The sequence below is a fragment of the Vibrio sp. OPT18 genome (assembly GCF_015163615.1).
GTDB lineage: Bacteria > Pseudomonadota > Gammaproteobacteria > Enterobacterales > Vibrionaceae > Vibrio > Vibrio coralliirubri.
Genome location: NZ_JADDYK010000028.1, coordinates 80,975 through 105,323 on the forward strand (window position 1 = coordinate 80,975; position 24,349 = coordinate 105,323).

18 protein-coding genes and 2 tRNA genes are annotated in these 24,349 nt (G+C 44.2%); 10 read left to right on the forward strand and 10 right to left on the reverse strand.

Translation table 11 applies throughout. The features are described from left to right. Nucleotides 1-436: NAD(P)H nitroreductase (locus IQQ51_RS05295; RefSeq protein ID WP_228012685.1), on the forward strand; the 436-nt coding region annotated here is incomplete at its 5' end. Between the two features lie 928 nt (nucleotides 437-1,364). Then, nucleotides 1,365-3,377 carry a DNA topoisomerase III gene (locus IQQ51_RS05300; protein ID WP_193840544.1) on the forward strand — a complete coding sequence of 671 codons (2,013 nt, stop codon included), beginning with the start codon at nucleotides 1,365-1,367 and terminating at the stop codon, nucleotides 3,375-3,377. A gap of 18 nt (nucleotides 3,378-3,395) precedes the next feature. Here the strand turns inward: IQQ51_RS05300 and IQQ51_RS05305 are convergent, their stop codons facing one another. Genes IQQ51_RS05305 through IQQ51_RS27740 form a run of 3 tightly spaced genes read right to left on the reverse strand, consistent with a single transcriptional unit; the run spans nucleotide 3,396 to nucleotide 5,242 of the window. Next, a complete protein-coding gene (locus IQQ51_RS05305; RefSeq protein ID WP_193840545.1) occupies nucleotides 3,396-4,397 on the reverse strand; it encodes a DUF3080 domain-containing protein in 1,002 nt (333 codons plus the stop codon). Nucleotides 4,398-4,404: 7 nt separating this feature from the next. After that, nucleotides 4,405-5,091: an SDR family oxidoreductase gene (locus tag IQQ51_RS05310; protein WP_193840546.1), complete on the reverse strand. Its 687-nt coding sequence runs from the start codon at nucleotides 5,089-5,091 to the stop codon at nucleotides 4,405-4,407. Nucleotides 5,092-5,116: 25 nt separating this feature from the next. Beyond that, nucleotides 5,117-5,242: a hypothetical protein gene (locus tag IQQ51_RS27740; RefSeq protein ID WP_017063447.1), complete on the reverse strand. Its 126-nt coding sequence runs from the start codon at nucleotides 5,240-5,242 to the stop codon at nucleotides 5,117-5,119. Between the two features lie 111 nt (nucleotides 5,243-5,353). Between IQQ51_RS27740 and IQQ51_RS05315 the strand changes: the two genes are divergently transcribed. Together IQQ51_RS05315 and IQQ51_RS05320 are read left to right on the forward strand one after the other, a co-directional pair. Continuing rightward, on the forward strand, nucleotides 5,354-6,274 hold the full coding sequence (locus tag IQQ51_RS05315; protein WP_193840547.1) for a histone deacetylase: 921 nt from the start codon (nucleotides 5,354-5,356) through the stop codon (nucleotides 6,272-6,274). Between the two features lie 194 nt (nucleotides 6,275-6,468). Then, nucleotides 6,469-8,595 (forward strand): methyl-accepting chemotaxis protein, encoded by a 2,127-nt coding sequence (locus tag IQQ51_RS05320; protein WP_193840548.1) that lies wholly within the window; start codon nucleotides 6,469-6,471, stop codon nucleotides 8,593-8,595. 75 nt (nucleotides 8,596-8,670) lie between these two features. On the opposite strand, the gene IQQ51_RS05325 is transcribed toward IQQ51_RS05320, so the two are convergent. From IQQ51_RS05325 to IQQ51_RS05340, 4 genes are all read right to left on the reverse strand, one after another. Next, nucleotides 8,671-8,761 (reverse strand) — tRNA-Ser (locus tag IQQ51_RS05325). Nucleotides 8,762-9,208: 447 nt separating this feature from the next. Beyond that, nucleotides 9,209-9,299 (reverse strand) — tRNA-Ser (locus IQQ51_RS05330). A 138-nt stretch (nucleotides 9,300-9,437) separates the two neighbouring features. Beyond that, nucleotides 9,438-11,246: a DUF3413 domain-containing protein gene (locus tag IQQ51_RS05335; protein WP_193840549.1), complete on the reverse strand. Its 1,809-nt coding sequence runs from the start codon at nucleotides 11,244-11,246 to the stop codon at nucleotides 9,438-9,440. 28 nt (nucleotides 11,247-11,274) lie between these two features. Continuing rightward, nucleotides 11,275-11,502 (reverse strand): YejL family protein, encoded by a 228-nt coding sequence (locus IQQ51_RS05340; protein WP_004734063.1) that lies wholly within the window; start codon nucleotides 11,500-11,502, stop codon nucleotides 11,275-11,277. A gap of 84 nt (nucleotides 11,503-11,586) precedes the next feature. On the opposite strand from IQQ51_RS05340, the gene yejK reads away from it, so the two are divergent. The 3 genes from yejK (at nucleotide 11,587) to IQQ51_RS05355 (ending at nucleotide 15,355) form a co-directional block, all read left to right on the forward strand. Then, entirely contained in the window at nucleotides 11,587-12,591 is a 1,005-nt protein-coding gene (gene yejK, locus IQQ51_RS05345) for a nucleoid-associated protein YejK (RefSeq protein ID WP_017061190.1), read from the forward strand. 105 nt (nucleotides 12,592-12,696) lie between these two features. Further along, nucleotides 12,697-14,100: an Hpt domain-containing protein gene (locus tag IQQ51_RS05350; RefSeq protein WP_193840550.1), complete on the forward strand. Its 1,404-nt coding sequence runs from the start codon at nucleotides 12,697-12,699 to the stop codon at nucleotides 14,098-14,100. A gap of 76 nt (nucleotides 14,101-14,176) precedes the next feature. Further along, nucleotides 14,177-15,355 carry a chemotaxis protein gene (locus tag IQQ51_RS05355; protein WP_193840551.1) on the forward strand — a complete coding sequence of 393 codons (1,179 nt, stop codon included), beginning with the start codon at nucleotides 14,177-14,179 and terminating at the stop codon, nucleotides 15,353-15,355. Between the two features lie 104 nt (nucleotides 15,356-15,459). Here the strand turns inward: IQQ51_RS05355 and nhaC are convergent, their stop codons facing one another. Continuing rightward, entirely contained in the window at nucleotides 15,460-16,896 is a 1,437-nt protein-coding gene (nhaC, locus tag IQQ51_RS05360) for a Na+/H+ antiporter NhaC (protein WP_017063453.1), read from the reverse strand. 500 nt (nucleotides 16,897-17,396) lie between these two features. On the opposite strand from nhaC, the gene asd reads away from it, so the two are divergent. Both asd and IQQ51_RS05370 read left to right on the forward strand, forming a co-directional pair. Beyond that, nucleotides 17,397-18,515: an aspartate-semialdehyde dehydrogenase gene (gene asd / locus IQQ51_RS05365; RefSeq protein WP_193840552.1), complete on the forward strand. Its 1,119-nt coding sequence runs from the start codon at nucleotides 17,397-17,399 to the stop codon at nucleotides 18,513-18,515. 120 nt (nucleotides 18,516-18,635) lie between these two features. Next, entirely contained in the window at nucleotides 18,636-19,157 is a 522-nt protein-coding gene (locus IQQ51_RS05370) for a prepilin-type N-terminal cleavage/methylation domain-containing protein (RefSeq protein ID WP_193840553.1), read from the forward strand. 61 nt (nucleotides 19,158-19,218) lie between these two features. Here the strand turns inward: IQQ51_RS05370 and IQQ51_RS05375 are convergent, their stop codons facing one another. Continuing rightward, complete coding sequence (locus IQQ51_RS05375; RefSeq protein ID WP_193840587.1) at nucleotides 19,219-20,064, reverse strand: ion transporter; 846 nt, start codon at nucleotides 20,062-20,064, stop codon at nucleotides 19,219-19,221. A gap of 149 nt (nucleotides 20,065-20,213) precedes the next feature. Continuing rightward, nucleotides 20,214-20,852: a YchE family NAAT transporter gene (locus tag IQQ51_RS05380; protein WP_004734056.1), complete on the reverse strand. Its 639-nt coding sequence runs from the start codon at nucleotides 20,850-20,852 to the stop codon at nucleotides 20,214-20,216. Nucleotides 20,853-21,491: 639 nt separating this feature from the next. Here IQQ51_RS05380 and adhE point away from each other — a divergent pair. Further along, the gene (gene adhE, locus IQQ51_RS05385) at nucleotides 21,492-24,197 is read left to right on the forward strand and encodes a bifunctional acetaldehyde-CoA/alcohol dehydrogenase (RefSeq protein WP_017056490.1); all 2,706 of its coding nucleotides are present in this window, start codon (nucleotides 21,492-21,494) and stop codon (nucleotides 24,195-24,197) included. The last annotated feature ends 152 nt before the right edge of the window (nucleotides 24,198-24,349 follow it).

A 24,349-nucleotide genomic window follows, 5' to 3' on the forward strand; every position in this document is an offset into this window, starting at 1 on the left:
TCACGGTGCACTAACACCATGGCGCTTTGTTATCGCGCAAGGTTCAGGCCTACAAAAGCTTTCAGACATCTTGGTGCGCGCCGCTGAAGCGGATGACAGCGAAGAAGCGGTTATCGAGAAAGTAAAAAAAGCGCCATTCCGAGCTCCTATGGTGATCACCGTGATTGCCAAAGTAACTGAGCACGAGAAAGTGCCTGCTATCGAACAACATCTGTCTGCGGGTTGTGCTGCACAGGCGATGCAAATGGCCGCAGTCGCACAAGGTTTCCAAGGCTTTTGGCGCTCAGGTAAATGGATGTTCCACCCAGAAGTACACCAAGCATTTGGCCTAGAAGGCGACGATGAAATTGTTGGTTTCCTTTATTTAGGTACTCCAGGCTGTACACCAATGAAAGTGCCAGAGCGCGACTTCTCTAAGTTTGTTGAGTTCTTATAAAGAGCACTACGTTGAAAATGACTTAGGTCTGTGGGGAATTGTGAACTTGTTGGTTATGAATTCTATTGAGTTGAATATTCAGTGCAGCACATCATTTTTAGAAAGAACCTTGCTAGACAGGACTTCATGAAAGCAAGCAGTGATACAGCCCACTAGGGGCTGATTCGATCACTAGACGGTTAGCGTACTTGTTAAGTCCAACATGATGAGTGGTATAAGCACAAGATAGTAGATTGTTCTTGCCACGTTGAGTAAAACAGTTGTTAACTCAATCAACTTCATAAACACCGCCTTTGTTATGCGATTGTCGAATGTTGTCTTTAGCGTGAACTTTGATATGATTATTAATGTAATACGTCATCGTACTCTCAGTTCAGAAGACTGCAATCTTCTTGCTAAAAACGTGTATGTGACTGATAAATCAGCCCGCCTTTGTGTGGGCTTTTTTATTGCTTAGATTCTTGCATCTTACCTCCCGTAATTCGATTTGTCCTTAGTACAACATGTTGTGTTCGTTTGTTTTTTTTGTCCTTTATTTTGTGTTACTTATCTGCTTTCTTGTGTCGTATTTAACGAGAACCACCAACTTTTAGTTTTGATTCAGATCAATAAAAAGAGAACGCTGAATAAGATCAATTCAATATTATTACGCTAGTTCTCTCTTTAGGAAAAAATAAATAAAACCAATAATATAGTGTAAAAATCGTTGCTTTTTCTAGAGCCATTATAGGCTGTGGCCGCATAGTCATTGGTAGATTCAAAACAAGGCAGCTAGTTACGAAAGTTTGTATAAGGCATGTTTTAAGTAGTGCATATTTGGTAGTCAGTAGTTTTTTGAATGCTAACTGTATAAACAACCAGTTTTTCTTGATTTATGGGGGCCACATTAGATAATGTGACCCTAATTGTTTGTAGCACCTGGAAATACATGTCTCGTCTTATCATTGCTGAAAAACCAAGCCTCGGCCGCGCGATCGCCGCTGCACTGCCTAATCCACAGAAGAAAGACCAAGGGTTTATCAAATGTGGCAATGGGGATGTGGTGACTTGGTGTATTGGACACTTATTGGAGCAGGTTGAGCCGGATGCTTATGATGACCGTTATAAGAAGTGGAACTTAGCCGATCTTCCTATCGTGCCGGAGCAATGGCAGCTAAGACCGCGTAAGACTTCAAGCAAACAGCTCACGGTGATCCGAAAGCTATTGAAGGACGCGACCCAAATTGTCCATGCGGGTGACCCGGATAGAGAAGGACAGTTGCTGGTTGATGAAGTGATCGATTATTGCAAGGTCTCTAAGGCCAAGAAAGAGTCGATGGACAGGCTACTGATCAGCGACTTGAACTTACCTGCCGTAAAACGTGCACTTTCTCAAATGCGTAGCAACCGTGACTTTATTCCACTGTCTATTTCTGCATTAGCACGCTCTAGAGCCGATTGGCTGTATGGCATGAACATGACTCGTGCTTATACTTTGCTTGGTCAAAAAGCCGGTTACCAAGGCGTATTGTCGGTTGGGCGTGTGCAAACGCCAGTACTCGGTTTGGTCGTAAGGCGCGATGAAGAGATCGAAAACTTTATTCCGAAAGATTACTTCACTTTGCATGCTTTGATCCCTTACCAAAACAACGGTCAGAGTTTTGATATTCGTGCTCGTTGGAAACCAAGTGAAGCGTGTAAGCCGTGGCAAGATGAAGAAGGGCGTGTGCTCAATCGAAAGCTGGTTGAGAATGTGGCTAACCGAATTGCGAATCAACCCGCGACGGTGACGGAATCAGAGCAAAAGCAGAGTAAACAAGCTGCGCCACTGCCTTACTCGCTGTCAGCTTTGCAGATTGATGCGTCTAAGCGTTTTGGTATGAGTGCTCAGCAGGTGTTAGACACTTGTCAGTCTTTGTACGAGAAGCACAAACTCATCACTTACCCGCGTTCTGATAGCCGCTATCTACCTAAAGAGCACTACTCGCAGCGAGAATCGATCGTTGATGCTATCGCTAATAATGCGAAAGAGCTACAAAGTGGCGCGCAGGGCACAGATCTCTCACTGAAATCAAAAGCATGGAACGACAGTAAGGTCGATGCTCACCATGCAATCATCCCAACACCGAAGAAATCATCGGTGAATGGTTTGTCTGCCAATGAGATGAAAATCTATCAACAAATCGCCCGCCAGTATCTGATGCAGTTCTACCCACCGGCTGTGTTTGCGGACGCTAAGTTAGTGTTTGATATTGCTGGTGGCGTGTTCATCGCAAAAGGACGTCAGCTTATCAACCCAGGTTGGAAAGTGTTGATGGGCAAAACGGACACCGAAGAGAAAGGTGATGGCACGGATACGGTTCCTCCATTGGATAAAGGGACTGTGCTCACCTGTCGTGAGGGTGTGATTGGCGATAAGAAAACAGAGCCGCCAAAGCACTTCACGGAAGCGACATTGCTCCAAGCGATGACAGGTATTGCGCGTTTTGTTGCGAACAAAGACCTCAAAGCCATTTTGAAAGAGACCGATGGCCTTGGCACAGAGGCAACCCGTGCAGGCATTCTAGATACCCTTTTCAAAAGACAACTGCTAACGCGTCAAGGTAAGAGTATACATAGTAGCCCTGCGGGTAGAGGCTTGATTCATGCTCTACCGGAGGACTCTACCTTTCCTGACATGACGGCACACTGGGAGCATCAGTTACAAGGCATGGCTGAACGAAATCAAGCATACCAACCTTTTATGCAAGCGTTGGAAAGCAAGATAGATGGCCTGATGGGTAAGGTAAAAACGGGAGAAGTTCCTGAATCACTCCGCCACCTTCCTAAAGTCGAAAGACCAGCGTTTAAACGTCGTAAAGGTGGTGGTGCTAAGAAGTCTTATGCCAAGAACGGTTCGTATGCCAACAAAGGTACGTATGCTAAGAAAGGCTCTTCCGCTAAAAAGGGCACTAAAAGCTAAGACTTATTGAGGTTAGGATTAACGTCCGACTTTACGCCCACAACGTTTAAACAGTTGCTGCCAATAGTCCACATGGCGGCGAGTTGATGCGCGAAAGGCTTGGTGCGTATCTTTGATGGGAAAATAATAGCTGTGAAGTTCTGGCTGAGCATCAAACATAACAAGCTGCGATGCTAACTGCTGATAGTAGCCATCCAGCTGAGCCATGTAAGGCTGAACCTTGCCAATATACTGTTGTTCGAAGACGTTGTTGAGATAACGAAATTTAGTGGTGTCTCGTTGCTTACCACAGATGATATTGTCATCAAAAGTTGTCAACTGTTTGGTGATGGTATCAAGTTCGGCCGAAGCTCGCGTGAGCGAGTAGTATAAATCCCCGAGCGTAGAGCTCTTTTCTAAGATTTCTTGAACCTCAGTGGTTTTGCCGGAAACGAGCGGAACGATTAACGCTTGATTGATATGTTGTAAGGCATCACTGGTTTGTCGTACCTGATCGCCGATATCAGCGCGTAACCACTGACTACCCCGCATTTGTGACTGCATCGCATCGCTAGCATAGATGAGATTCCATTGATGTAGTGGAAACTGTGCGAGTTTCTGTTGCTCAATTTCTCTTAGCAATTCTACGATCTCTGGGTCTAATTCATTACTGGATAAACACTTGCCCACGCCTTCAAGTAGCGCGACTTGATAATCGTAGTTACGAAACTCATCCGCTACCTTGCCTAGAACCGAATTTCTTTCTGCTATCAGATTGAACAATCCACACTGACGAAGCTGGTAGCTGTCGATGAGGCCGATAGAGAGTGAGGGCACGTCAAGCAGCAGTTCTCGTTTTCTAGGCAGGCTTTTAAATTCCCATTCATCTTTTATCTCGTCAGCATCTTGTACTCTGGCTATCTTGGTTTGATAGTCGTCAAACAAGCCGCCGGGGCCTTCACCAAAACAGCCAGCTAGCATCACTGTCAGACAAAACAGTGTTGAGTGCTTTACTAGGTTTGAGAGAGGACCATCATTCATCTGTGGATTACCAGTCTATTTCGCTGCCATCGAAATTGAAGAAGTGACCACTTACTTCGGTATTCGCTGACTCGATGACTTTTATAAGGCCAGAAGCTGAGGTGTCGGTGTCGATCAGAGCATTAGGGCCGCCCATTTCGGTCTGTACCCAACCTGGATGCAGTGCTAACACCGTAAAACCATTCTCGGTTAAGTCGTTGCTTAGGCTCTTCACCACGGAGTTTAGAGCGGCTTTAGAGGAGCGATAGATATAACCGCCGCCTGAGGTGTTCTCTGACATACTGCCGACCCTAGAGGACAAACAAGCGACCTTTTTGATATGGCTGTTTTCTAGTAGCGGCAATAGCGTTTCGACAAGCTTTAGTGGAGCGATGGTGTTGACTTCGAATACACGACGCCACTCTTCAACATCGGTATTACCCAGCCCATAGCCTTTAGGACCATAGTAGCCAGCGTTGTTGATCAAGATATCAATAGACTCTATTTGCGATGTGAGGTGGCTCACCGCTTGGTAATCGGTTATCTCTAATTGAATGCAGGTCAGATTGCTGTTGTGGTCTGCGAGAGAGAGCAGTTCTTTTGCTGAATTGGCATCACGATAAGTCGCGTACACCTTGTGGTTACCTTCCAAGTATTGTTGAGTCAGGCTTAAGCCAATGCCGCGGTTCGCCCCAGTAATAAAAATAACGCTCATGGTGATTCCTTTTCAGTTCAATTAGTTAAGTTTGATGGCTTAACACGAGAAAATCAACGCTCCACCAACTGGCCATTAGCATTCCTACAAAAATCATTACTGCTGCCGCTGAGCCGCAGATCACCCCAAAGATGAGTATTACGTTTTTCATTGTTGTCTCTTTTCTTTAATTGATAGTAACGATAATCATTATCATTAATTGGGGTTGTCGCCAAGTCTGAGACTGTTATGATTTTGAGAAAGATACGCAATTAGCCTGATTATGATTCCTTTAATTTACCACCCAATCTATTCACAATTACCTTTACCCGAAGGTCATCGTTACCCAATCAACAAATATCAGTTGTTGCATAGTGCTGTTGAGGCGCTGATGAATAGTGAACCTCGATGGAAGAGCAAATTTGAAGTGTGCCAACCAACGCCAGTTTCAGTTGAACAAGTAAAACAGGTACACGATAGCGAATATGTCGATTTGCTCGTGTCTGGTAATTTGCCTGCGGCTAAAATGAGACGCATCGGTTTCCCGTGGAGCGAGCAACTTATCGAAAGAACACTCTACTCAAGTGGTGGAACCTGCTTGGCCGCTGAAATGGCAATAGAGAGTGGTTTAGCGATTCATTTGAGTGGTGGTTATCATCACGCGCATCATGATTTTGGCAGTGGCTTTTGTTTGTTGAACGATTTGGTTTTAGCGGCAAAACACGCGCTGACCTTTGAACATATCGATAAAGTGCTGATCGTTGATAGCGACGTTCATCATGGTGATGGCACAGCAACTCTTTGCCAAGAGAACGACGACATCATTACTCTATCATTCCACTGCGACAAAAACTTTCCAGCACGAAAGCCGCTATCTGATTTAGATGTGCCGTTAAGTCGTGAAACAGAAGATGAAGAGTTCTTACGTTGTTTTGAACAAGTCACTAAGTTAGCGATTGCTCACCATCAACCTGATCTGATTATTTATGATGCGGGGATCGATATCCATCAAGACGATGAACTGGGTTATTTGAATGTCTCGACACAAGGGATATTTGAACGCGACTGTTTCATGATTGAATTAGCGAAATCAGAGTCTATTCCGATGGCATGCGTAGTCGGTGGCGGATATCGAACTCAGCACCAAGATCTGGTTCCAATTCACATGCAGCTGTTAAAAGCGGCTTATCATGTTCACGGTTAGCTTCCTAAATTAACGACTGATAGCTCATTAGAAATGATGGCGTTTACCAAGTGCTTCTTGCACCATAAAAGACACGGTTGCACCATTGTGATTCATATAAAGTACTTTTTTATTAATTAGTTACGTATTTGTGTGATTAATTGTGGTCTGTAAATTGCTTTACCCATGTGTATATAAAAACACAAGGGATAAAAATGAACCTGACGGACAAGGAACGTAGTTGGCTTAATTGGTTTGGCGCAACAGGAAAACTGGCTATGCGCAGAGCTTGTTTCCTCAATCGAAGTAGGACGGAGGAGCTTGAACAAGCTTTTGAAAGTATTGCTCACACGCGAGTTCAACTTCTGCATAACTGGGTCAAGAATCAATGGGGTTTTTTAGAAGACTCTGCGGTTTATTTAGCAAGTCGAACGGAAGAACAAGCTCAGGGGACGTTAGCTAGCCTTCTTAAACGAAGTACGGATTTTTCTGAGTTGGCGATCGTCGATGCTAAGGGGATAGCACAAGCATCGAGTTATCATGAGCATGTAGGGGTTACTCTTGGAGATAAGAAGGCTTTAGTTGAAGGAGCTTCAAAGCGTTATCTTCATGGGCCTTATATGGACCAACGCACGTTGAACGTAGGGGCGTCGAGTTCATCGTTTCATGACCAAGTGACGCTGATGTTTTATGTCCCCTTTTCTAGGAATGAAGGGGCGCAACAATTCCTATGTGGCCGAGTTCCAAATGATGTTATTGGTGACATTATTCAAAGAGAAGCGGGGCATATTTATAGCGAGTCAGGTGATAACTATATCTTTATGGTCGACCCCATTCATGATCCTCATACTCAACCGGGTGTTGCGCTCTCTCGTTCTCGCTTTGAAGATAGTACTTTTTCACACGGCGAGAACTTAAAGCAAGGGATTCATACTGATTGGGGAACGGTTAAGATCCAGCAGCACACCGAATTTGAGATTCGCTTTACGGACCCAGCCACTAATCAGCTTCACCCTGGCGTAAGAGAAACCATTAAAAATGGCAGTAACCTGTTTATAGATTATCCCGGGTATTCCGACTATCGCCACATACCTGTTATTGGCAAAGGTATCACCTTTCAATTGGATGGTTCACCAGATACCTTTGGCATGATGTGTGAGTCCGATTTAGAAGAGGTCTACAGAGACCGAAGCCTAAGTTATACCTTATCTAAGCACTTCATCAGCTGCATGTTACTGCCTCTATTTGTTCCATTACTGTTTGCCAACCTTTATACACTCACACCTTTTATGCAGAGTGGCATTATGTTCGCTTGCGCGTTGCTTTCATTGGGCTTATTCCGTTTAATTAGCGCCAAACCACTAGCGAAGAAGATTCACGAAATGACCGGGGTAATGCAGACATTAGCCGAAGGTGATGGCAACTTAAGTCGGAGACTTGATCCCACCACATTCAGTCATAATGAACTTGGCAACTTAGGGCGCTGGACTAACAGTTTTATCGACAATTTAGATAACACGGTGAGTGAGTTGATCCATGCGAGTCACGAAGTTAGAGAGGTTTCGGAATCGATGTTTCGTCGCAGCGTCGTAATGAAACAAACCAGTGATGATGCATCACAAGCGTTAAGCAATATGCTTCAGTTGAGTCAGTATCAACAGAGTGAAATTACTCATGCGAGTGTCTCAGCTACGCAAATGGACACGGTGATGAAGCAAGCCGTTCTGAGTGCGGAGAAGGAGTACAATCAGTCCGTCGAAGGCATGGAGATTGTTCGCAATATCGTAGAAAGCTCGGCGCATAGCGTGAATGAGGTCAATAATGAAATGACCAAGGTGTCTGACATTATAGATATCATTACTGACATTACCGCGCAGACTAACCTTTTGGCCTTGAATGCGGCCATTGAGTCGGCAAGAGCAGGTGAACACGGGAGAGGGTTCTCTGTCGTCGCTTCTGAAGTAAGAACTCTGGCTGACCGCACTTCACAAGCCGCTAACCATATTAGTGACCTAATGAAAGAGCTGCATAGTAAGTCTCGTAGTGCTGTTGAGTCCATGGAGCGAGGTGTGGAGAATGTGAGTAAAGGAAACTTAACAGTCGACTCAAACGCCCGCAGTGAACAAATTCAATCAGCGGTGAGTGACCTCTTTACCACGATGTCTAACTTAGATGAAAACAGTCAGAAAAATGGACAAACGGCAGATAAAGCCCAACGTTCAATATCTGACTTACAACTGTCTACTAAGCAACTCGCACGTCGAGTTTCTTTGATGGGCAATGCATTGAGCCGCTTAGACCAATTGATCGGGCGTTTTGAAGTGAGCCGAAAGGTGGCGTAGTAGAAACTACGTAAGTTCTTTACGTAAACGCCAGATACAAAAAAGCCGCTGATTTCTCAGCGGCTTTCTTTAATGTGGTGGAGGGATAGGGATTTGAACCCTAGAACCGCTATTAACGGTTGCCGGTTTTCAAGACCGGTGCTTTCGACCACTCAGCCATCCCTCCAATGGCGCGTATATTATAAGGGTGGCTTTCGCTTGTAAATACCCTTATTAACTGACTGCTTTTTTTATGAACGCTTTTTGGTGTTTTTGTTCTGAATGATTATTTATTGTTCGGTTTATTAAGAGGCAGACAAAATCTAATATTCAACAAGCCAAGTATTCCCAACTTTTGTTATACGTGAAGTGTTTCAGTGTCATTAAAAAAGAAAGTATCTAATTGGCTTGGAGGTAAAGTTATGAGGGGAGTGGCTTAGGAATAAGAGCTTTCAGCTAGGGACTTTTAACTAGGAACTTTTAGCTTAGAACTCTGAGCTTGGAATTTAAAACTAGGTATAAAGTGAATGAGTTTGAAACTGGGACTGTAGAGAGTTTTGTTAGCTGAGCTGTATATTTTAGATAAGCTTCAGATGCAAGAAAGCCGCTGATTTCTCAGCGGCTTTCTTTAATGTGGTGGAGGGATAGGGATTTGAACCCTAGAACCGCTATTAACGGTTGCCGGTTTTCAAGACCGGTGCTTTCGACCACTCAGCCATCCCTCCAGTGGCGTGAATAATATAAGGGGTGGAGGATCTTGTAAACCCTTAATTTTCATAATCTTGTTTTGTTGCTTGTTTTCTAATCATTCACGGCAATAAAAAAGGGAAGCCATTGGCTTCCCTTTTCTGTTTGCTGATTATTTAGTCATTTTTTGTGTAGAAACGCTGTAGCTCAGTCAGGCCTTGCATCAACACGGGTAAGCGAGGGCTTACATTTTTCAGGCGCTTATAATTCTGGTCGTACAATTTGTAGTTACCGAATTTATCTAACACCGTTGTTTGCTGATCAGTAACAAGCGCAAGTTCACGAGAGTCGCCCGCGAGAATCCACTTTCTGTTACGTTCATTAAACAGGCTGCGACCACTACTGAAATCCGTTGGGTTCGAAGATACGCCCAATAGCTCTTGCATCAGTGTTACTGACACGTCTAGGTGACTAGAACGGTGAGTGTATTCAGAAGCAGACTTACCAGGCCAGCTGATAAACAGTGGTACTTGTAACTGATAACGACTGTAGTTGGAGTTTGCACCCCAGCTGTTGGTTTTGGTTTCGTTAAACTCAGTACCGTGGTTAGAGGTAATGATAACCACCGTGTTGTCGGCAAGCTCTAAACGTTCCAGTTCAGCGTAGATAGTTGCTAGCTGAGCATCGGCCGCTGTCGCTGACTTTTGATAGTCTGCAGCAAAACGCTCTGCTGTCGTAAGCGTAGAGTCCGACTCTGAACTTGAATCGTAGCTGGCGAAGTTATCCAGTGTGGTCAATTCAATAAAGTTAAACCAAGGGCGTTTAGCTTGCGGTGATTGAATCCAGTCAGACCAAGCTTTTATGGCACTCTGGTCATCATAAGTTGCTTGCTCTGGCATCACATCACGGCCTCGGAAGATAATATCCGAGTACAGTGCATCGCTAAAGTTGTCGCCACTAAAAGCAGCAAATTTGTAATCGTGATTCTCTAAAACATCGAGCAATACTGAGCTTGACCCTTGAGCTTCAATGCTGCTTGCGTAGCTGCTCGGTAGGCCGTAGAACAAGCCAAAAATACCAAACATATCGTTACTTGAACTGTAGTGGTTGGTGAAGTTGATCGACTGTTGTGCGTAGGCATAGCTGTTTGGCATCGCTGTCGCATTAAGTGCGTCAGAGCGAAGGTTGTTCACACTCACCATCAGGATGTTAAGATCGTCACTGCGGCGGTTGTATTGAATTTTTTCTAGCGGGTAGCTAACTAGGTTTACGGTCTCTTTATTCGCTTCTAAACGCTCAAGGTACTCTTCACGGTCTAATAGACCATGTTTTTCCATAAAGCTTTTCGCTGTCATTGGGTAAGACAGTGGGAAGTTCGCTTTCTGGCTAGTAATTGGGTTATAGAAATACGCATCAGCCCACATGTAGGTCAAGTGGCTGCTGATGAAACACAAGAAGAAGACGGCAGTAATCGGACGGCCAATGTGTTTATGAGACAGTTTACGCTGCTTACGCCAAACCCACTCAGACAGACCAAGCTGTAGTAAGAAGATAAATGGCATAACAATGAAGAGGTGCTGCAAATCAGACGTGAATGCAGATTCCTCTCCACTGAATAAAACCTCCCACACGACAGGCGTCAGGTGGAGGTTTATATTTTGATACGTTTGGGTATCAATCAACAGGACAGTTAAACCTATGGTCGCGAAGATAACGGCAACCAAACGTAATAACTTCCTCGACGGAAGAATAAAAGTGAGCGGGAACAGCACTAATAGATAGAGCGCGAACACTAAAAAGCCAAAATGACCAACCCACGATGCAGCCAAATAGAATTGGCCTAGCAAGGTTTCTGGCCAAGCAGATTGAGTAATATAACGAGTACCAATCAACATCGCAGCAATGATGTTGAAAAATGCAAACCAGTGACCCCAACCAACCAGTCGAGATACACGATCGCTATATGAGTTTGCGCTGTCTACCATTTATAATTCTTTTATCCGTCAATCAAATTTAGTGAGACTTTTTATCTTCAAGAGAAGAAATTAAAGCCTCGGCAAATTTTTCAGCAATTCCTTTGCGTTGTGAAGCAGCAACATTCTGATTTAAGACATTGGTTGCGATATTTCCAGCGATCATCAGTGAAAGTTCTGGCGAAGCTTTGTGCTTAGTTAGTACAGCACCTACTTCAGCTAGGATTTTTTCAACTTGATCATCTGTGTATTTAGATATAATCGGCATAAGGACTCTAATAATGATAGTAAAAGCGGCTTATGATAACCTACTATGCACGACAACTGAAACCTGAACGGTAATATTTTCACTATGAGCCTTCACCTTTCCAACGTAATTTTACACCAGCTGAGCAAGAACGATCAGGATGAGCTGATTGTTAACTATCGTGCTGAATCTCTAGAAAACGATGCTTCATCTGAAAGCCTAGTTGCTGAACTTCACCGTGTTTTTAATTCAAAAGCAGGCAAAGGATTTGGTTCTTTCAAATCTGACAGCGAATTCCAGCAGTGGTTGCATCAACTTCGTGCTGGTGAGACAAACTTTTACGATTTTTCTCAAAAGAGTGCGCAACGTCTAAAAGACGAACTATCAAAGTACCCATTCGCTGACGAAGGTATCTTGGTAATGGCTGAATATCAGTCACTTGCAACAGATTACCTTTTCATTGGTTTATTGCCTTCAAACCAAAGCCTAAAGGTAACTGAAGGGCTTGATATTAGTGCGACTGACTACCTTGATATCTCAAAAATGGATATCGCGGCTCGCCTAGACCTTTCAACTTATGAGACTGATAAAGAGTCAAACCGTTACTTAACTTATATTAAAGGACGTGTTGGCCGTAAAGTCGCGGATTTCTTCTTAGATTTCTTACAAGCTGAAGTTGGTTTGGATGCGAAACAGCAGAACCAAGTACTGATGCAAGCGGTAGAAGACTTCGTTTCTGACTCCAAATTAGAGAAAGAAGAAGCGATCAGCTACAAAAAGCAGGTTGCGGATTACTGTAACGAGCAGCTTAAAGCGGGCGATGAAGTGCAAGTTCGTGAACTTTCTGGTGAGTTGCCAGCAAGCACAGATGGCACAAGCTTCTTTGACTATACTAGTGAGCAAGGCTACGAGTTAGAAGACAGCTTCCCAGCCGATCGCGCAACTATGCGTAAACTAACAAAATTTGTTGGTGCTGGTGGCGGTTTGAATGTTAGTTTTGATAGTCTGCTTCTAGGCGAACGTATCTTTTACGATCCGGAGACAGACACGCTAACGATTAAAGGCACTCCACCGAACTTACGTGACCAACTGACTCGCAATAAGTCATAGTCCGAAGTTAACGGATAAAAGCGGCAGCAGGACGTTGTCGCTTATTTTGTGCTTAATCTTTTAGCTACGGTCATGGCTTCAAGTTAACACGCACAAGGAATATAGATGGAACAATCAGTAGCAAAGCCCAAACGCTTTAAAAAACCAGCCACTTTCTTGGTTGTGCTCTTGGCTCTGTGGCTACTTCCTTCATTGGCTCTTCTTAATCTAAGCCGTTCCTACACCAATTCTCTAGCTCAAATCGAAGAGCTCGGTATTCGAGTCAACGAATTGAGGCAATCGCTTTATTTCTCAGAACCGCTTCGAGTCTCTCGTATCAATGAACTGGCACTCGATGCTCAGTTGGTTTATTCGATCCGACTGCAGATTGAATCTGATTTCCAACACGCCTTGTTTCGACCCGATGTGAACCAACTGTTGTACGTAGCTGATCAGTTCCTAGAAAAGTTTGATGAGTTCATTCCGATAGAAAGCCAAGTTCAAGACATCGTTGATAACATTAAGATCTTGCGTGCTGATAAAGAGCTTTCCCCTAAGCTAAAACCACTACTCAACGAATTCGGCGTTGTGGTATTTGAAGCCATGTATTCTGACAATCAAAGTTCGTCAGCGACTTATCGCGCCTTTGATTCCATTCTGGACAAATCTTATTCGCTAGAAACCGAAGAGCAAGATGCGCTCCAGCAGTTACTGGCTGATGCGTCAGCGTTGTTGAGTGATTATGCTCAGCTTAACTATTTGGTTGATAAAATTAAGAAAAACTCAGTGAATGAGCAGATCATAAAACTCGAAGCTGAGTTCCATGACCGTCAATTCAACCTATTGTTGGTGATGCTGGGCTTAAGCTTGGTAGCGATGAGCGGGATAGTGTTTTGGGGCGTTAGGTCCACAAAAACGATGAAAGAAGCAGACCAAGAACTCAGCTCTGAACTAGAAATTAATTCAAGTAAGGAAGACGCTTCTTCTAGCGATGTTGTTTCCTCAGCAGTGAAACAAGCAGATAGCGACGCTTATGTATCCGAGAACAAGTCAACGAGCCAGTATTCCGCCTCTCAACCTATGCAGAGCGTTAACGTTACAAGCCAACCAGTTGTACCGCAAGACTCTATTCAGCAAGCCTCTGAGCAGGCACCAGTAGTCGAGAAACATGTTGCCAGTGTCACAGATTCAAAGCCTGCGATTGATATCGAAGACATGTTAGAAACGCTCGATGGTGATGCTGAATCTGTCGAACTCTTGCTTGGTGTGTTTGTACAAGACCACGCAGGTGACTACGAGAAGTTTAAGTCTTTGCTGACCAAAGATGAAACCTCCGCGGCTCGCATTGTACATAGCTTAAAAGGCGTGGCTGGCAGTATTAAAGCGTCTCGGTTAGCCATCATTGCCGCAAGTATTGAAATGACAATGAAGCAGTCCAGAGCGATCAGTGAACATGATTTGGCTGAATTAGAGCAGGCCATAAAAGCCTCTGTGGATTCTGCTCATGAATATTTAGACAGTCAGCGTTAACTTTTACAGGATTTTTGACAATACTCTGACGAAGCGCTCATACAATCCGCGCCCTTAGTCTTTGTCAGAGGTTTATATGTTACGAGTTTCGAGTCGAAGTTGGATGGTGTTGGTGCTTAGCATTGTGCTAAGTGGTTGTTCTCTCTTAGAAGTTAAGTTAGATAGTCAAACGACGCCTCTCACTCAACAAGAGTTAAATGCTCGGATCATGACGCGTGAATACGCCAAGATGTTCTTTACACGAGTAGAAGATTCGGCCGATCTCATCGCGCAATCTTACCCTGCTGATGACACCTTGCATCAATCTTATGTGTTGCTTTGGAAGATCCATGCAGAGCAGGGCTTACAACAAGCGGCTTACCAAACTTCCCCAATGTCTGCGTTAATTGACTCGTGGGTTTTCACTGCCCAAATGAATCAGTTTTATAGCCAAGGCGACGGCGCGGATCTGTTCGTGACGGATGATGCGGTAGAGACTGGTCGTTTTCTTGACCAAGAAGCCGAGAAACTGGCAAAGGGTGTATTGAGCTCGAGTGATTTCAAAAGCAGCAAAGCGTTCGTTGCTCAGTTTGCTGCTAGCCACCCATTTAAAGACCTCACATTCAGAAGCACACCTGCTTACCGTGAATGGCTAAGTTACCTTGGTAAAGACGAATCGCAAATCGTTCAGAGCTTAGGCACCATGCCAGAAGCAATGAGTGACGCATCTGATCGGTTAAGCCTTATGGCTGACCAGACACCGAAACTGATGTCGTGGAAGGCGGAGCTGGTCGCATTGAATAGCTCGCTAACGGGTGAAGACCTGTCTATGACATTAGAAAGTCTTCGTCAAACGTCAGCAAGCATGCAAGACTTCATTGAGAACAACCCGGAATACATGCAAACACTGGCTTCTATTATGTCGACAGAAATGCAACCATTGTTAAATGACCTTAGCGATAAAACCGACCAAAAATTAGCGATGCTGAGTGATGAACGTGTGGCGTTAGAAAAAATGGTGACACGTGAGAGAGAAGCTCTGGTAGAGATGATTGCGAAAGAGCGCATCGAGATTGCCGGCATTGTGACTTCAGAAAGAGAACTGTTCACACAAGACCTTGATCGCGTCTCTCAAGAGGTGGTGGTACTGGCGATTGATAAGCTAATGGAGTTAATCAAAGGTGTGATTATTTACTTCATCCTGTTTATCTTAGTGGTGTTCTTTGCACCGTTAGGCATCGGTTACTGGTTGGGTAAACGAACCGCCAATAAATAGATAAATAAGTAAATCAGCAGATCAAAAAAGAGCGCTCTAGGGCGCTCTTTTTGCATTTATCCATTAACGTTTTGAGTTACGTTCGAAAGCGTTAGCTCCTGAACTTAAGCTTGTTGCTTGCTTAACTCTGTCGCTTCTTCAGCTTCAAACGCTGGTGCTGTTGGTTCACACTTATCAACGAACCAACCCATGTAAGATGTCACGATAGTCACGATGATACAGATGAAGCTTAACCACATGAAGGGTGCGTAAGACAGCGTCGCAACACCAAGAATACTCGCCATGTAGATGCCGTTATCACTCCACGGAACCATACCCGACGTTAGCGTGCCACCAAACTCAGCATTACGAGATAGGTTCTTACGTTTGTAGCCTAGACGGTCGTAGTTTTTCGCACAGATTTTTGGCGTAAGGATTAACGATACGTACATTGCAGAACCGAACACGTTACCCATGAAGGCCGTACCAATTGTGCTCGTCGCTAGTGAACCTGCGCTGTTTACGCGGCGCTCAAACACCTTAGCGATTGTCTCTAGTACGCCCACTTTATCCAGTAAGCCACCGAAACCTAGACCAAATACGATAACCGCAACCGAACCCAGCATTGAAGACATGCCGCCACGGTTAAGAATCGAATCAATAAACTCGACGCCAGATGAGATTGAGAACGGTGCCCAAGCAGTGTTGAATGCTGTTAGGAAGTCGATATCTTGGATCATGACTGCCCAGATAATACCCAGCAGAGAACCAAAGCTGATAACCGGGAATGAAGGCATACGGAAAGCCAACAGACCAAGCACGATAAGCACCGGAACGAATGAGTAAGGCGTAATGTAGAACTGAACTTCCATCGCTTTGATGACAGAATCTACTTGGCTCATGTCAACGTTGCCCGCGTAGTGGAAACCAAACGCAGTAAACATGATGCCTGTAATCACGTAGCTGATTAACGCAACTGGCAACATGCCCTTGATGTGTTCAACCACTTCAACACCAGACATTGAAGAAGCTAGAATCACTGAATCAGAAAGAGGAGACATCTTGTCACCGAAGTAACAGCCTGACAGCACGGCACCTGCAGTAATCGGTGCTGGAACACCTAGGCCTTGGCCTATACCCATCATCGCGATACCTGCTGTACCCGCAGCACCCCAAGAAGTACCGGTCGCCAATGCAGTTAGAGAACAGATGATCATGGTCGCTAAAAGGAAGATAGAAGGGTGGATAGCTTTCAGACCGTAGTAAATGATAGTAGGTACGATCCCGCCTGAGATCCAAGTACCAACAAGAGCGCCAACGGCTAAAAGTATTAAAACCGCGCCTAAGCCATTGGATATTCCTTTGAGTGCTGCTTTTTCTAAGTCTTTGTATTGGTGTCCAAGACGAATACCAAGAACCATGATAATGAACCAGCCAATATACAAGGCAAGTTGAATTGGAAGGTCAAGCTTTGCAGTAAAGGAAAAAGCAAGGGATAGAAATAGTCCTAACGCGATGAATACCTGCAATAGGTTCGGTAGGCGAGTTTTACTCTGCTTCATAAAAGCCTCTTGTGATTTCGAGCATTTATAGTGCTTCGTTATAGTGTGTGGTGCAAAACGGACACTACAGTAATTAGTTTATTATATCGAAAAAATACGTCCAAGTTGTGATATTTGACTGTTAACTCAATCAATTGTGGTTTCATAATCTAAATTTTTGTTAAATTCATGATTGTTACATGTTGAAATCTGTCGCACGTTGTTTTCGTTTTGTAAAATAAAACTCTGATTAACTTTGGTTTAAAAGAGGGATTTACTGTTTGTGATGAGCGTCGATTGAATCGATTTTGGCGATGTAAATGTTTGAATTTGACGATAATGAGCGCTTAATCAATGAGGTGGAGATGGAATGTCGATACAGAGATAACTGCACGATTCATTACGTTCACTTAAAAGAAACGAAAAAGTTACACTTTTTGACAAAAAGCACTTGAGTTCTGTTTCTGAAAAACTTATAGATGGGGGAGAGCAATTTTTAATTTATACATGGAGAGTGAGCGATGAGAGTAGGTCTAGTTGGTTGGCGCGGTATGGTTGGTTCTGTACTGATGCAACGTATGGTTGAAGAGAAAGACTTCGACTTGATTGAGCCTGTTTATTACAGCACATCTCAGATTGGCATTCCTGCCCCTGTTCTAGGTGGTAAAGATGCGGGTCTACTTCAAGACGCTTTTGATATTGATAGCCTAAAACAGCTTGATGCTGTGATTACCTGTCAAGGCGGCGATTACACATCAAAAGTATACCCAGCACTGCGTCAAGCCGGTTGGAAAGGTTACTGGATTGATGCAGCTTCTACTCTGCGTATGGACGCTGATTCAATCATCACTCTTGATCCTGTTAACTTGGCTCAAATTCAGCAAGGCATTCACAGCGGCACCAACACTTTCGTTGGCGGTAACTGTACTGTGAGCTTAATGCTTATGGCTCTAGGTGGCCTATACGAGAAAGGCATGGTTGAGTGGATGAGTGCCATGACTTATCAAGCGGCTTCGGGTGCGGGTGCTAAGAACATGCGTGAGCTGATCTCACAAATGGGTGTGATCAACGACAGCGTAAGTTCTGAGTTAGCAAACCCTTCAAGTTCAATTCTTGATATCGATAAGAAAGTGGCTGATACGATTCGTTCATCTTCATTCCCAACAGACCAATTTGGTGCTCCGCTTGCGGGCTCACTGATTCCTTGGATCGATGTGAAGCGTGAAAACGGTCAGAGTAAAGAAGAGTGGAAAGCCGGTGTTGAAGCGAACAAGATTCTTGGTCTAGATGGTCAGCCAATCCCAATTGATGGTACTTGTGTACGAATCGGTGCAATGCGTTGTCACGCTCAAGCACTAACGATCAAGCTTAAGCAAGACGTGCCAATGGACGAGATCGAAGAGATCATCGCAACGCACAATGATTGGGTTAAAGTGATTCCTAATGACCGCGACGTCACGGCACAGGAGCTAACACCAACGAAAGTAACAGGTACAATGTCTGTACCAGTAGGTCGTCTGCGTAAGATGTCGATGGGTAACGATTTCCTAAACGCCTTCACTGTTGGTGACCAACTGCTTTGGGGTGCTGCAGAACCACTACGTCGTACTCTGCGCATTATCCTTGCTGAGAAAGCGTAACTGCCTCATTTTTGAGAATAATTAACGAAGAAGCGCCTTAGGGCGCTTTTTTTGTTTCTGATGACAGAAGCCTGACTTTAAAACCTTACCTTTCGTGCGTCTTAAAGTTGGAGCTAGAAAATGAAAGCAAACCTTAAAGGTTTTACTCTTATCGAGTTGATTGTTGTTATCGTCATTATTGGTGTTTTAGCCGTTGTCGCAGCACCTAGGTTTTTAAACATACAACATGATGCTAGGGCTTCGGTTATGGAAGGGTTAGGAGCATCTGTCCATACTGCGGCTGATTTGGCGTTTGAAAAAGCCGCCGTGGAAGGTATGGAAGACCAAGAATCATATTTGATTCCTGAGTATGGGCGAGTGAAGTTTGGTTACCCCGCGGTTGAAAAAGGGGGAATGGAAAACTTTTTAGCGATTGATTCAGGGTTTCATGACCTGACGACTGAATGGACATGGGCAGCGCATAATAATGGCCCAGTGAGTGACCCAGACCTGTGGCTGATTACCCGATCGGAGTATTTGTCGGAGGTTCTTCCTAATGACTTCAATACCGCTATCGAGAAGACCCAATGCTATGTGAAATACACGGCTGCAATGGAAGCCAATGATGACTACCAAGTGGAAGTTTTCACAGACGGCTGTTAGTTGCTTTAGTTAGATAGTTAAGAAAACAAAAAGAGCTCTTAGGAGCTCTTTTTTTTGGTTTTTATTCGGTCTCGTCGGTGACGACCCGCTTGTCTGGATCTGCTAATTCGCTAGCACAGTGCTTGCAATACATCGCGTCCGAATCATGGCCCGCTCGGTTGCAGTTAGGACACTTAACCAACTCTTTGTGCGAGTTCATCTCATTACTGAGTTCTGCAGTAATGATCCCGGTCGGCACCGCTAAGATAGAGTAACCCAATAGCATGGTTAGTGATGCTATGGCTTTACCAAGCGTGGTCTGCGGCACCATGTCACCATAACCTACCGTAGTGATAGTCACGATGGCCCAATAGATACTGTGAGGGATACTGGTGAAGCCATTGTCAGGACCTTCAATAACAAAGATCAGTGCGCCAAAGATAACCACCAAGATGCCGACGGTGCTAAAGAAGATCAGTATCTTTCGTCGTGCCATTAATAGTGAGCGCAACAGAATATTGGAATCTTGCAGGTAGCGAACCAGCTTTAGGATTCGGAAGATACGCATTACACGCAGCAGTCTCACCACACCCATAAATGAAGCGCCTGGGAAGATGATCGCTAGGTAGGTCGGAAGAATCGCCAATAGGTCAACGACACCATAAAAGCTGGTGGCGTAAGATTTTGGTTTTGGAGAGCAATAGAGCCTTAACAAATACTCAAGAGTGAAGAGTGCAGTAAAGGTGTATTCGATATAACGCAGCTGTTGTGACCATTCGGTCATCACATTAGGGATAGATTCTAAGATCAGAACCAACAGCGAAGCCAAGATTGCAACGATCAGAGATATATCAAATGCACGTCCGGCTGGCGTGTGAGTACCAAAGATAATGACGTACAAATGATGCTTGAGTGGCTTGCGTGACATAAGGAGAGGTTCGTCTTCTGTTAAATGCATTAACAGTCATTATACAAGCTTCATAATAACGAGGCGAGTGAAAGCCCAATTGCTTTACCCGCCTCATCTATATTTCAATATTGTTGCCCTTTATAAAGCAACCGAAATGCCGTTAAACGTTATGCCAAACCTGGGAACAGATTACGTAGGCCATTGGCGATAAACTCGATGCCCAATGCACCAAGAATCAGGCCCATGATACGAGTGATCACGTTGATACCCGTTTGACCTAAAAAGCGAACGATAACCGGCGCTGAACGGAACAAAAGCCAAGAGCATGTTGCGAATGCGATGATACTAATGCCGATACCGACCGTATCAATAGCAGCAGGGTAGCGAGACCCGTAAACAATCGTCGAGCTGATTGCACCCGGACCTGCCATTAGCGGCATAGCAAGTGGGACAACGCCGATTTGCTCTTTGCTGATGTATTCAGATTTCTCTTGTTTGTTCTGCTTATCTTCACCGAGTTTACCGCTCATCATCGAGAACGCGATGCTCAGTAATAACAAACCACCTGCTACACGAAATGAGTCTAGTGAAATGCTGAACATATCAAGCAGCATTTGCCCCGCAACAAGTGACACAATCAAGATCACGGCAACAGCAATGTTTGCTTGTAAGGCTGTCCTGTTCCTCTCTTCTGGCGGCATATGAGCAGTAAGAGAAACAAAAACAGGCATGATGCCGATAGGGTTTACGGCAGCAACAAGCCCAAGGAAGAATTGCATAAAGATAGCGAGTTCTAAGCCTTGCATGAGAGCGATCTCCAGTTAGCGTACTTTAAGGTTGAAGGGTTGATCTGTGAATAGTCTAGGCGCGTAATGTAAGGGACAAACTACATTTTCACGAATGAAAAAAACTAACTTGAAATGGGTGATTCTTTTTAGAAAAACTAATTGAATCTCACTTTTGTTTTAAGCCTGTTGCAAGCTAGTTGGTAGTGTTTCATTTTGTAATTTATTATTGAGTAACTGTTAACCGACGCACGAAATTAATAAAAATTATGTCAGAATCTAGCCCGTGCAACGGTATGGATATACTCTCAGTAGCACGAATATAGCTGTATACATGTAATTTAACGGACTAAAAATGAAACTTTTTTACAGTTTATTACGCTATGTAGAAAAAAGTTGTCTGTTTGCTTGTTTTTTGCGCGAACGAAAAGTGTGAGTTTAATCTATATAAATCATGCTCTTAAGTTCATTTTTGCGATTGCCTTACTACTTTCTGGTTAATTCTTTTTGGGTAACTGATCTGGGTCAATTTTTTTCACACTGTGAAATAATATACTCAGCCCTGAAAGCAATTTACTAAGAACGCTGATGTTTAAGGTTAAAGGCAAGCAGCGAATTTAATAAAAAGTTTTTAATATTTATTATTTTAGGAGATCCACCATGCCTGTAACTAACTTAGCGGAACTTGATGCTCTAGTAGCTCGCGTTAAAGCAGCACAAGAAGAGTTTGCAACATTCTCTCAAGAGAAAGTAGACGCAATCTTCCGCGCAGCTTCTCTTGCTGCTAACCACGCTCGTATTCCACTTGCTCAACAAGCAGTTGCTGAATCTGGAATGGGTATTGTTGAAGATAAGGTTATCAAAAACCACTTTGCATCTGAATTTATCTACAACAAATACAAAGACGAAAAAACATGTGGCATCTTAGAAGAAGATGACAACCTAGGCACAATGACTATCGCTGAGCCTGTAGGTATCATCTGTGGTATCGTTCCAACAACGAACCCAACTTCTACAGCAATCTTCAAATCTCTAATTTCTCTTAAGACACGTAACGGCATCATCTTCTCGCCACACCCACGTGCAAAGAACTCAACTAACGACGCAGCGAAACTAGTTCTAGACGCAGCTGTTGCAGCTGGTGCTCCAAGAGACATCATCGGTTGGATCGACCAACCATCTGTAGAGCTTTCTAACGCGCTTATGAAGCACGACGGTATCGCACTTATCCTTGCTACTGGTGGTCCAGGCATGGTTAAAGCAGCATACTCTTCTGGTAAGCCTGCTATCGGTGTTGGTGCTGGTAACGTTCCTGTAGTTATCGATGAAACAGCTGACATCAAACGTGCTGTAGCATCTATCCTTATGTCTAAGACTTTCGATAACGGCGTAGTATGTGCTTCTGAGCAAGCTGCAATCGTAGTTGGTGAAGTATACGACGAAGTGAAAGAGCGTTTCGCTTCTCACAAAGCTCACGTTCTATCTAAAGCTGACGCTGATAAAGTACGTAAAGTTCTGCTTATCGACGGCAACCTAAACGCTAAAATCGTAGGTCAACCTGCTCCAGCAATCGCTGAAATGGCTGGTGTTAAAGTTCCTGCTGATACAAAAGTACTTGTAGGTGAAGGTCTTGGTAAAGTTTCTTACGATGACGAATTCGCTCACGAGAAACTATCTCCAACTCTAGGTCTATTCCGCGCAGACGACTTCGAAGACGCAGTTGCTCAAGCGGTAACTATGGTTGAAATCGGTGGTATCGGTCACACATCTGGTCTTTACACTAACCAAGATACTAACGCAGACCGCATCCGTTACTTCGGTGACAAGATGAAGACTGCTCGTATCCTAATCAACATCCCGACTACTCACGGTGGTATCGGTGACCTGTACAACTTCAACGTTGCACCTTCTCTAACTCTAGGTTGTGGTTCATGGGGTGGTAACTCTATCTCTGAGAACGTAGGTCCTAAGCACCTTATCAACAAGAAAACTGTAGCGAAGCGAGCTGAAAACATGTTGTGGCACAAACTACCTAAGTCTATCTACTTCCGTCGTGGTAGCCTTCCAATCGCAATGAGCGACCTAGAAGGTAAGAAACGCGCATTCCTAGTAACTGACCGTTTCCTATTCAACAACGGTTACGCAGATGACGTAGTTAGCCTGCTTAAAGCACAAGGCATCGAAGTTCAAACTTTCTTCGACGTAGAAGCGGATCCAACGCTATCTGTTGTTGAGAAAGGCGCTGAAGCAATGAAGAGCTTCCAACCTGACGTAATCCTTGCTCTAGGTGGCGGTTCTCCAATGGATGCTGCTAAGATCATGTGGGTTATGTACGAGCACCCAGAAACTCACTTCGAAGAACTAGCAATGCGCTTTATGGACATCCGTAAACGTATCTACAAGTTCCCTAAAATGGGTCAAAAAGCTGAGCTTGTATGTATCACTACAACTTCAGGTACAGGTTCAGAGGTTACTCCATTCGCTGTTGTTACAGACGACAAGACTGGTGCTAAATACCCACTAGCTGATTACGAAATCACGCCAAACATGGCTATCGTTGATGCGAACCTAGTAATGAACATGCCTAAGTCTCTAACAGCGTTCGGTGGTTACGATGCAGTAACTCACGCTCTTGAAGCTTACGTATCTGTTCTAGCGAACGAGTACTCAGACGGTCAAGCTCTTCAAGCACTTAAGATGCTTAAAGAATACCTACCATCTAGCTACAAAAATGGTGCGGCTGACCCAATCGCTCGTGAGAAAGTACACAACGCAGCAACTATCGCTGGTGTAGCATTTGCGAACGCGTTCCTAGGTGTGTGTCACTCAATGGCTCACAAAATTGGTGCTGAGTTCCACCTACCACACGGTCTTGCTAACGCATTACTTATCTCAAACGTTGTACGTTACAACGCGAACGATAACCCAACTAAGCAGACTGCATTCTCTCAGTACGACCGTCCACAAGCACGTCGTCGTTACGCTGAAGTTGCTGACCACCTAGGCCTAAGCCAAGCTGGTGACCGTACTGCTCAGAAGATTGAACGTCTACTGACTTGGTTAGAAGAGCTTAAAGTTGACCTAGACATCCCACTATCTATCCAAGCTGCGGGTGTTAACGAGTCTGACTTCATCGCTAAACTAGACGAGCTAGCTGTTGAAGCGTTCGATGACCAGTGTACAGGTGCTAACCCACGTTACCCTCTAATCACTGAGCTAAAAGAAGTGCTAACAACTTCTTACTTCGGCCAACCATACGTTGAAGGCGAAACTTTCGAAGGTACTACAGTTATCCTTAAGAAAGCAGACCAAAAGCCAGCTGAAGCGAAAGCGCCAAAAGCTAAAAAAGAAAAAGCTAACGCATAATAAGTAAGCATTAGTTTTGAGATAAGTTTTCGCTAGCACGATACTTATCTATCGGGAAAAGATGAAAGCCCCAGTCGAGAGACTGGGGCTTTTTTTATGTTTGGTTCGTTTGTAAAACGGATTGAGAGGCAATAGCTCTGCTACTCAATATG